The sequence below is a fragment of the Zarconia navalis LEGE 11467 genome (assembly GCF_015207075.1).
Taxonomy (GTDB): domain Bacteria; phylum Cyanobacteriota; class Cyanobacteriia; order Cyanobacteriales; family Geitlerinemataceae; genus Zarconia; species Zarconia navalis.
In genome coordinates this window covers 1-9934 of the sequence record NZ_JADEXN010000145.1, presented here as the reverse complement: position 1 = coordinate 9934, position 9934 = coordinate 1, and the positions used below count along the sequence as shown (strand labels likewise).

At 50.6% G+C, this 9934-nt stretch carries 9 protein-coding genes; 4 read left to right on the top strand and 5 right to left on the bottom strand.

The features are described 5' to 3' along the window. A partial coding sequence (locus IQ235_RS09755; RefSeq protein WP_264321284.1) for a hypothetical protein occupies positions 1 to 198 on the bottom strand: 198 nt, incomplete at its 3' end. Positions 199 to 451: 253 nt separating this feature from the next. Between IQ235_RS09755 and coaE the strand changes: the two genes are divergently transcribed. Both coaE and IQ235_RS09745 read left to right on the top strand, forming a co-directional pair. After that, positions 452 to 1087, top strand: coding sequence for a dephospho-CoA kinase (gene coaE / locus IQ235_RS09750; protein WP_264321283.1), 636 nt, complete (start codon positions 452 to 454; stop codon positions 1085 to 1087). 34 nt (positions 1088 to 1121) lie between these two features. Then, on the top strand, positions 1122 to 1739 hold the full coding sequence (locus IQ235_RS09745) for a tetratricopeptide repeat protein (protein ID WP_264321282.1): 618 nt from the start codon (positions 1122 to 1124) through the stop codon (positions 1737 to 1739). On the opposite strand, the gene IQ235_RS09740 is transcribed toward IQ235_RS09745, so the two are convergent. The 4 genes from IQ235_RS09740 to IQ235_RS09725 all read right to left on the bottom strand — a co-directional run bounded on the left by IQ235_RS09740 (position 1729) and on the right by IQ235_RS09725 (position 7125). Continuing rightward, positions 1729 to 3246 carry a TM0106 family RecB-like putative nuclease gene (locus IQ235_RS09740; protein WP_264321281.1) on the bottom strand — a complete coding sequence of 506 codons (1518 nt, stop codon included), beginning with the start codon at positions 3244 to 3246 and terminating at the stop codon, positions 1729 to 1731. The genes IQ235_RS09745 and IQ235_RS09740 overlap by 11 nt on opposite strands. A 344-nt stretch (positions 3247 to 3590) precedes the next feature. Then, the gene (locus IQ235_RS09735; protein WP_264321280.1) at positions 3591 to 4559 is read right to left on the bottom strand and encodes a GGDEF domain-containing response regulator; all 969 of its coding nucleotides are present in this window, start codon (positions 4557 to 4559) and stop codon (positions 3591 to 3593) included. A 119-nt stretch (positions 4560 to 4678) separates the two neighbouring features. Continuing rightward, positions 4679 to 6112: a DUF5009 domain-containing protein gene (locus IQ235_RS09730; RefSeq protein WP_264321279.1), complete on the bottom strand. Its 1434-nt coding sequence runs from the start codon at positions 6110 to 6112 to the stop codon at positions 4679 to 4681. 335 nt (positions 6113 to 6447) lie between these two features. Further along, positions 6448 to 7125 carry an MBL fold metallo-hydrolase gene (locus IQ235_RS09725; protein WP_264321278.1) on the bottom strand — a complete coding sequence of 226 codons (678 nt, stop codon included), beginning with the start codon at positions 7123 to 7125 and terminating at the stop codon, positions 6448 to 6450. On the opposite strand from IQ235_RS09725, the gene IQ235_RS09720 reads away from it, so the two are divergent. Both IQ235_RS09720 and IQ235_RS09715 read left to right on the top strand, forming a co-directional pair. Beyond that, positions 7124 to 8647, top strand: coding sequence for a site-2 protease family protein (locus IQ235_RS09720; protein WP_264321277.1), 1524 nt, complete (start codon positions 7124 to 7126; stop codon positions 8645 to 8647). The two genes, IQ235_RS09725 and IQ235_RS09720, sit on opposite strands and share 2 nt — an antisense overlap. 123 nt (positions 8648 to 8770) lie before the next feature. Further along, the coding region (locus IQ235_RS09715) for a tetratricopeptide repeat protein (RefSeq protein ID WP_502652785.1) at positions 8771 to 9934 on the top strand (1164 nt) is incomplete at its 3' end.

Below are 9934 nucleotides of genomic sequence, written 5' to 3'. Positions count from 1 at the left end.
GGGTTCTGAAGTCGAAGACTCTTCCCCCGTGACGGTTGCTCTTCTCGGTGGGGGTGAAGGTTGAGAGGGTTGCGGCGGTTCGGGAGGAGTCGGTAAGGGTCGGCGAACGTCCTGCCGATCGTTACCTCGGAACATATTTCCCAGAGCCAATGCAACCAACACGATCGCGAAAATTGCCAGTAAGATTAATACCCACATAAAACTATTCTCTCCTCAACGACAAAACATCTGGCACACCACCGAAACCCCAACTGAAATGATTTTACTTTAAGGGGGACAAGGAATTCGGAATTCGGAATTCGGAGTTCAGAATGGGGGGATGAAGCGCGGAATTCGGAAAGGGGAGAATAACACGCTCACCGATTTTTCGTTGTCAATTGTCCCTTGACTTCTTCCCAATTCATGCGATGTGCAACTTTGAGCCAAGCCGTGTGGCTAGTATTTGTAAAAAATGAACGGAATCGACTTAGAACCCAATGCTAGTTCCAGAAGCGATCGCGCCAGTTGGCGGATTATCGGTCTGACGGGGGGAATTGCCACGGGAAAATCTACCGTTGCCAACTATTTAGCCCAAACTTATCATTTACCAGTATTGGATGCAGATATTTTCGCCCGCGAAGCCGTAGAACCGCCTTCCCCAATTTTGGAGCAAATTCGGCAGCGCTACGGCGATACAATTCTACAAGCTGATGGAACCCTCGATCGCCCCGAGTTGGGGGCGATCGTCTTCGATCGCCCCGAGGAGCGTCAGTGGCTCGAAGGACGGATTCATCCTTACGTCCGTCGGCGGTTTGAAGAGGCGATCTCCAATTACCGCAAAAGCGATCGACCGATGGTTTTGGCGATTCCTTTATTATTTGAAGCTCGGATGACCGATTTAGTCAGCGAAATTTGGGTGGTATCCTGTTCGCGGATCCAGCAGCAAGAACGGTTGATGAAACGCGATCGTCTCACCCGAGAACAAGCCATCGCTCGAATTGAGTCGCAGATGCCAACGGCCGAAAAATGCGATCGAGCCAATTGGGTATTGGATAACTCCTCCACCCCCCACATCTGGATAGAGCAGCTCAAAGCGGCATTACGTTAGTCTAGATTTGGTGTGATGTGGGAAATAATTTTCAATGTTGATTCAAATTCCATTTTCAGTGCGAGCGAATTGTTTGGCAAAACAACTCAGCGCGATTGCAATGTCGATGTCGATCGGCATGGGTCTAGCGATGGTACCAGGTCAAAGCGCGCTTTCCACCGATGGAATGACACGGCCTCCCGAGTATCCCCAGCCAAAGATCGTTGAAGGGGAACTCGTGCGCACCGCACGATACCGAACGCCGTCGGAACTGCTTGCCGAAGCCGAACGCATGGTACTGCTTGGAGATATCGAACGAGCGATCGCCGCCTACGAAGAAGTGCAAATACTCAATGGGTTCTTTGGCATTGGTGCCAATTCGTGGAACAAGCTTTGTTGGTACGGCAGTCTTTGGGGATATGCAGGCGATGTCATCCATGCCTGCGAAAGTGCGGTGGATCTGGCTCCGGACAATATTAACATTATCGACAGTCGCGGTTTGGCACGGGCCCTCAGCGGCGATCGAGAAGGGGCGATCTCCGACTTTACCACCTTCGTCGAAGGGGCCCAAAACGACACCCGAAAGTTTCAACGCCAAGAATGGATCGATGCTCTCAAAGAGGGGGAAAATCCATTTACCCCAGATGTCGTGCGGTTGTTATTTATTGAGTAGAGTGCGGTTGGAGTTGTTGTTGCCAAAACTCAACCAGCCATTCCTTGACGCGATAGGTTGCCCGACAATCATCTTCGTTGTATTGCAAGATCGTCTCTAAATAGCGGCGATCGCCCGTTTCCAGCCATTTGTTGTACCAACAAATGCACTGCGCGCCATTGGCTGACGCATCGCGCCATTCAAAACCAATCCAGCGAGCCATGGCTTTAAGCGCATAGCTTTCTACGGGCAAAACCACCGTTTGCGTCATCCACAGATGCACGTCTACAAAGCGATCGAGCAGCGGTTTCCACAGGAAATCGGGGGTATTGTAGCGCTTGGCTAACTTGCTGGTGGTTTTCACCTCGTAGTCGCAAAAGTGAAAAATGGGCGCATCGGGATACATTCCCACAACTTCCAAAAATTGCATCCAAACTTTTTCCTCATCTTCGGGCTTTTCGGCAATTAAGGGATAGAATTTTTCCGTTCCTTTGAGTCGATCGATGACCAACACGCCAAAGAGAAAATCGATATCGAGTTCCGGTTCGGCTTCCAAATCGAAATGAAGCTCGACGTTTGCCTTCAAATAGGGAGGGATGGGAGCGTCGGAATCTTGGCGATTAAGTTTCAAACGGGAGGTGACTGGACTGGGAATGAATAAGGAACTGACGCGGTTGCTTTTCCAAATGGCTCGATTTTCTAGAGTCGCCACAGCTTGCCAGACGAGTTGTTGAGCGATGTCCTCACCCATCAACGGCACCAACTGCGTCACCCCCAAGTCGGCTAAATCTTCCAGGCCGGTCACTTCAATTTTTTGAAGCTGTTCGTAGCGATTGGGAGTAATACCGGGTAACAACGATAGGTGACGCTGCTTTTCGGCAACAGCGTGACAACTGGTATACCAATGACACAGACCGCAACGCTGACGAGAGATAAACACTTCCGGAGCGCGGCGATCGCGAAGCGTCACAATACACTCATTGAGAATCTGATGCATTTCCCCGACGCGCTGTGCCAAGTTGACCGGATGGGGAGAGCGCTTGCGCAACAGCAACCAAGTTGTGTCGGGCCAAGCTCCCTGTACGTTCGCCAGAACCTGCGCGTCAAATGCCCCCACAATTTGATATTCGATCTTCGATCGCTTCCCCAGTTTGATATTGTGCGCCTCGTACCGCCAGTTGCCAAAGTCCGATTCCCCCGGCTGTTTCACCAGCAAATCGGGAACGCTCAGCAGGGTCGTGCCACCACTCCACTGGGTCAGTAATACCCCTCGGTAGATGCACTCGACCCCCTGCTGCATCAACTCTAGAGTGGATTGACTACCGGCGAGCCAGTTGTAGCGAGGGTAGCTCGGCTGGTGGTAGGTAAAACTTGCCAAAATCTCTTCTCGATGCAGTCGGCTATCCTGGCGAAGCTTCCGCAGAAAGTCGCTCTCCGGTTCCTTGTGCCGAACGTCACCATATACATCTAGAAAAGCTCGCCTCGGACAGCGTTGATAAAAAAGTAGAGTTTCAGCACTTAACAGCATTCCTTTAGGATGACATTTTTTCGATACTTTAGGGGTAGTCCGAGGGACAAATTCATTACAGAACTCGAGATCGCGATGTTCGGCATCGTGTTTGATACTTTTGTAGGTGAGCGTCGGGGGAAGTAGGAGATGGGGAGACGGGGAGCGGTCGGACCCCGCGTCGGCGACAGAGGTCGGACCCCGCATGGCGCGCGCAAGACGCAAGGGAATGCCGACAAGCGCAAGGGAACGCCGACCGAGGGGAGACGGGAAGAGAGTAACCCCATAAAATATTGGGGGAATAGCGACTCACCAATTATTCACTATTCATTCATCTTCCCGAGCCTCCGAAGCTCTCTTTAAGGCTATAACCGTTCGCGGTTAGCTGTTTGCGGTTGAGAAAATTGCAGACAATTGCGTCCGGCTTGTTTGGCTTGGTAGAGTGCACCATCCGCCTGCAGTAACAATTCCCGATCGCTGAATCGATTGTTCTGACTGGCGATCGCACCGCCAATACTCAGGGTAACGGGTAATGTTTTCCCATCGGGAATATTAATGGCTGACGAGGCGACTGCCATGCGCAGAGACTCGCCGTACTCCAATGCTAAGGTTGGGCTTAGGCCGGGAGCAACGCAGGTAAATTCTTCTCCGCCGTACCGATAGAGAGAACTTTGCGGGTGAGCTATTCCCAATAACCGTTCTGCAACGGCACGCAACACCACATCTCCAACTAAATGACCGTGAAGGTCGTTGACTTGCTTGAATCGATCGATATCCATCATGAAAATGCACAAATAGTCTTGATCTCCTTGGGTACTGTAGGTTTGTCGAAGGAGATGGGGTAAAGTGCGATCCAAGGCTCTGCGGTTCAATAATCCCGTCAGGCGATCGGTCATCGAAAGAGACTCTAGGAGGTGGTTTCGAGCGATTAACTTTTGATTGGCTTCCTTAAGTTCCTGAGCCAGGCGATGCAAGCGCAATCCCGCTCGAACTCGTGCGGTGAGTTCTTGGACTTCAATGGGTTTGGAAAGAAACTCATCCGCACCGCTATCGAGTCCCTTTACCCGATCGTCTACGTGTCCCCTGCGGGTGAGTAAAATAATGTAAGTGGTTGCTAAGGTGCGATCGGCTTTGACGGCAGCGCAAAAATCCAAGCCGTTCATTTGAGGCATCATCCAATCGCAAATGACCAGAGCCGGATGGAGTGTTTTGACTTGAGTGAGTCCATCCAAACCGTTTTTGGCGACAAATACTGAATGTCCTGCATTTTGCAGTGCTTTTTTGAGAATTAACCGGGTTGTTGGGTCGTCATCTACAATCAGTATTTTTGCCATCACTCTCGGTTGTATTGAAAAAGCGAAAAACCAGATTTATGAATTCTTCGCGTCTATGGCTATTTTAGCTTTAAAAAAATTAAAAAAACTAAAAATAAAGTGAAATTTCTTGTTTTTTATTAAGTTCTCATAAAGATTTTTAATTGACCGAACCCTTTAACCAATAGTGCCAGCAACAAAGTATAGATAAGGGCAATTCCAAACTTTTGCCAAGGGGTAAAACTCATTTCTTCAATCGATTCGTACAAACCCGTTAAACTCAAAATCGGCCAGATTAAATTCCCAAACCCGATGTAGCCGAGCATTGGATTTTTTCCATTTTCAATTATTAATTTAAATTTATTTTGTAAGTAAAATACTTCAAAACAGATCGACAAAACAACCAGTAGGACAATAGAAGCTGCCAGCGTTGTAAAAAAATAACTGAGCGTCGCACTATCTTTTTTTATACCACCTTGAAATGGTTCTAGGCTCAAGCCCAACAACAGCCAAAAAGCAGATTGTCGATAGAGCTTACCGACAAGACTTTCGGTGACTTCTTGAGGATTTTTGGTTAATATAAAACCGAAAGTATATAAAACGGTCACAACGATCGTCGTTTGCCAAACCCATCGACCTTGCAAACCGACCAGTAGACAAACAATAGAAAGTATCCCGATCGCACTGATTCCAATAAATCGACCACTAGACCAACGAAAATTTTCTTCTCGCTTTTGTGACGCTTGCAGCCATTCTACGAGCAGGTCTCCGATCGTGGTGCCGGGAACGACGATAAATAAATATTTTAAATATTCAAATTGAAAGAGCCAGGGAATCGGCGATGCAGACCACAGAGCTGCCACCCAACCCGGTGACGTTGAAGATAGCCGCAAAGCCAGTAAAATCGCCAACAAACCCAATCGAATCGACGGTCGATCTCGGGTCAGCAACCAAATAAATGCGCCGAAAACGGCCATGTTGGTCAAAATAATCAGAATAATATCGCTACGCTCGACAGAGAATCCACTCCCATCGGGATAGCGAATCACACTGAGAAATCGAACCGCCCCAATGATGCCCGCCACCGTCAATCCACGACGCAACAGCAGCGGCCAAGACTTCGGCCAACGAGCATAGCACAGAACGAGCAAACCAAATCCCAACAAACCCAACCACCATTTTTCTTCACCGGGCAACGGGTCGATTTGAGTAGGTCGAACGTGCTGGACGAAAATTGCAAAAGTTCCGAGCAAAAAACCCCGCTTGAGAATTGATAAACTCATCTGCCACCCGTTCCACCCCCGAGAAAAAGCACGAGAGCCGGAAAGAGGAATAGACACCCCCAGGGCAAATAAAAAGATAGGAAAGACTAAATCGACCCAAGTCAGTCCGGGAATGTTGGGATTGAAAGTATGGTCTGGTGGGGGCAATTGAGCGTGATACATCCAAGCTGGCAGCGCCCCCCCAAAGGGAAGCGTTCCCGACAGCACCATCGCCAAAATCGCCAACCCTCGCAAGGCATCGAGGGCATCGGCACGCTTAGGCGAAACGGAAAGAGCAGGAGTTTTCTTCATACTTTCATGAAATATTGCCGCGCATTGGGAGGCAGAGGAAGATGAATGAATAATGAATAATTAACAATTAATAATGACGGCCTGTGCAACTTTTTCCGAGGCCTTGAATTTACGTCGTTGGAGCAACTCACAATTTGGAGATAACCGCCAGTCAAAACGGAAAACCAAGGGTTTGGGACTTTAAGTTGCACATCCCGTTAATGGGTGAGTTGTTATTCTCCCGAAGAGGGTTGGAGGGAATAGGGAAGAGCAACGGACAATTGATAATGGGTCAGTTGCTCTTCCCCCTCTCCCTTGTCCTCCTTGTCTCCCTTGTCCTCCATCTCCCCGTCTCCTCAAAGAAGGGGTTGAGCTTGAAGACACTCATCGAGATCGAGTGCCCAGAGCTTTGAGTAAGCGTCGGCGATCGCCGTTTGACCTCGTAAAAAGCCGGTATTCGCCCCCGGACAGATCGAAGATAGGGTTTCGGGGGTAAATCGATCGAGGAGGGTTTGCACGCTGCGAATTTGGCGCGGCCAGTGGAAGGTTTTCACCGTTCGCAACGGCACGGGCAACCCTTGGCGGTTCGGAAGCAGATGGCGACCGGAAAACAACACACCGCCCCCGCCGCTATAGTACAAGCAAGACGAACCTGGCGAGTGACCCGGCGTCCAAATTCCCTTCGCACTATCTCCCAATGCGATCTCTGACTCGAATACCGTCGGCTTGGCTTCGGGCAGCAGGTAGGCTTCTTGTTCTTGGATTAGAATTTCACATCCTGTCTCAGCCTGGATTTGAGCGGCTTTTCCGATGCTGCCGCGATGGGTGATAAATAGACACCCGACTCCCCCTTGCTCTTGAAGAAAAGCTTGAGTCCGATCGTTCCACGGCGGAGAATCGATCAGGATATTGACAACTTTTTCTACAATGAGATAAGCGGTTGCTCCTAGCGTGTCCCGATTTGGGGAAAAAGCAAAAACGTTGTCCAGGACAGCCCGTGGTTTTTTGGGCGCAGTGTTGCGTTGGGATGGCATGAATTTTTGGTTGCTTTTACTCCTTGGACTTCTTACCTATCTTATTTTGCAGCGAAGTGTTCCGCGCATCACTCGCACGCCAATTTGGATTTTGTGGCTGGTGATGATGACCCCGGCCTCGATTTTGACGGTTTGGGCGCTCATTTACGGGGAAGATGCCAACCTGCCGGCAATTTTGGCCATCGGACCGTTTGCGATTTGCTTTGTGTTGTACTGGTGGTTGGTACAACGGGGTCGGATATCTCCCAAGGAATCCCAGACGGTACAAACGTCTCAGGTCCTCTCAAATGCGGTTGAGATGACACCCAACTTAGAGGAAGAAACCCCCGAGCAACCTCCAACTCGAACGATCGATCGCGAGGAAGAGGGTCAGTTGCGAGACTGTTTCCCGTGGTCGGTGTACTACCTGCGAAATCTGGAATACCGACCCCAGGTGGTGGTGTGTCGGGGGCAGTTGCGAACCAATCCCGATCGAGCGTACCAAACCATTCAAGGTAATATCGAGAAAACATTTGGCGATCGCTTTTTGGTGGTGTTTCAAGAGGGGTTTTATGCCAAGCAACCTTTCTTTATCCTCGTCCCCAATCCACAGGCGGAATCGAAAAAGCCCCAAGAGTCCGAAGCCACGACGCGACCGATTTTTGCGTTGAGCTTGCTGCTGATTACGCTATTTACCACCACCGTTAGCGGGGCAGTATTTGCGGGAGTCGATGAGGCGGCCCTGCGCTCCGATCCCGCTCGACTTTGGGAAGGATTATCCTATTCTTTACCCTTAATTGCTATTTTGGGGGTTCACGAATTCGGTCACTACTTTGCCGCTCGGTTTCACCACATTCGCTCGACTCTACCCTATTTGATTCCCTTTCCGTTTTTTCTGGGAACCGTTGGGGCTTTTACCCAGATGCGATCGCCGATTCCCGATCGCAAGGCGCTATTTGATGTGAGCGTCATCGGTCCCCTTGCCGGATTGGCCATCTCGATTCCCCTTCTGGTTTGGGGTATGGCTCATTCGCAAGTCGTTCTGCTGTCGGCATTGGAAAACCCCGATAGCGCGGGATTGCTCAATTTTGAAGCTCTCAAACCCCAGTTTTCTTTGCTACTTTCGGTCGTGAGTAAGTTGGCATTGGGGGATAGTCTAAATGCCGATACGGTTATTGACCTCAATCTCGTAGCGATTGCGGGCTATTTGGGGTTGATTCTCACGGCTTTCAATCTGTTACCGGTGGGGCAACTCGATGGCGGTCATATGGTTCATGCCATGTTCGGCCAGCGGACGGCCCTGGGTATCGCCCAGGTGACGCGGCTGTTGATGTTAGTGCTGGCTTTAGCCTACGGCGATCGCAAAGAATTACTCTTTGGGGCGATCGTCTTGTTTTTGATGCCCATTCGCGACGAACCCGCTCTCAATGATGTGAGCGAACTCGACAATCGCCGCGATTTTATCGGATTGATGGCTTTGGCACTGCTCGCGGCCATTTTGCTGCCTGCCCCGAAGGTATTGACCCAAGCTTTGGGTTTTTAAACGGCCATGGCACGCAAGCCTCAATCCATACCCTGCAAACTCTTGACCCTTCAAGTTGTCTCTCGAGCGACTCGCCTGCTCTGCAATCGCTCTCTAATATAGAGGAGTAAGAAGATTGCTATCTTGGATAAAGATCGGCTTTGGTGGCAGCTTATGGCATCGGTTTCTCCCTCTTCAACATCCGGTTCTTCAGAGGTATGTCCTCCCTCTCTGAAGGCGGGATTGGCAGCGCTCAAACAGGGTCGGACAAAAATTGCGATCGCCCATTTAGAAGGCATCGTCGGCCAGTCTCCCCGTCAGGCGGAAGTTCTTCAAGCTCAGATGGGGTTGGCGATCGCCTACGATAAAATTGGCGACACCGCCCGAGCGACCTCCACCTGCGAAGATTTGCAGGCTAGCGACAACCCAAAAGTTCGGCACTGGGCAACGAAAACCCTAGCGAGTTGGGCGAAACGTTCGAGCCAATCAGCTCCTCGCTCCCCAGCCAAGCCGACGGGATTCGTTCCTTTAGACGAAGAACCTCCAGCGTCGCCAGCGCCCAAGCCGACGGGATTCGTCCCGTTAGATGAAGAGCCTCCATCGCCACCAGCGCCCAAGCCGACGGGATTCGTCCCGTTAGACGAAGAACCTCCATCGCCACCAGCGCCCAAGAAATTCGTACCGTCAAAGGACAAATTCCATCGAGATCGATCTCCTCGCGAGAATTTCCCCGCATCCCCAATCCCAGCAATCGATCTAGAAAAGGCAAAAGCACCGCAATCTCCAGAACCCACCACAACTGAAAGCGAAGATTCAGACTCTATTTCCCCATCCATCCTCAAAGATTCCCCACCCTCCTATCAGTGGCGCAATCGAGGACGGGCGAAAAATTGGAAACGCCTGAAAACCCCGCCGATCTCTCGACTGTACGCAATGCAAGGAGTTAGTGCGATCGCCCTCATCGGGCTTGCAAGTTTGCTGCTGCGAGGGTTCATGCACGTCACCAACGAAATCCTTGTGGGCTTGCCCTTCACTCGCCCCATCCAAGCCTTTTACTACGATCGCACTTCGATGCTGGTGGGTGTCTTGCTTTTAGTGGCGATCGCTTCCCCATGGCTGCTCGATAGTATTTTGCGCGTCGGCTTTGGCTTGAAGCCCCTCACCACCAGCAAGCTCAACCGCTACAGTCCCGAAGCCTATAAATCCCTCGGTCGAGTTTGCCGCCAGAAAAATTTACCCTTCCCCACCCTAGGTATTTTGCCCGATGCCACCCCGGCAATTTTGACTTACGGGAACTGGCCGAAAACC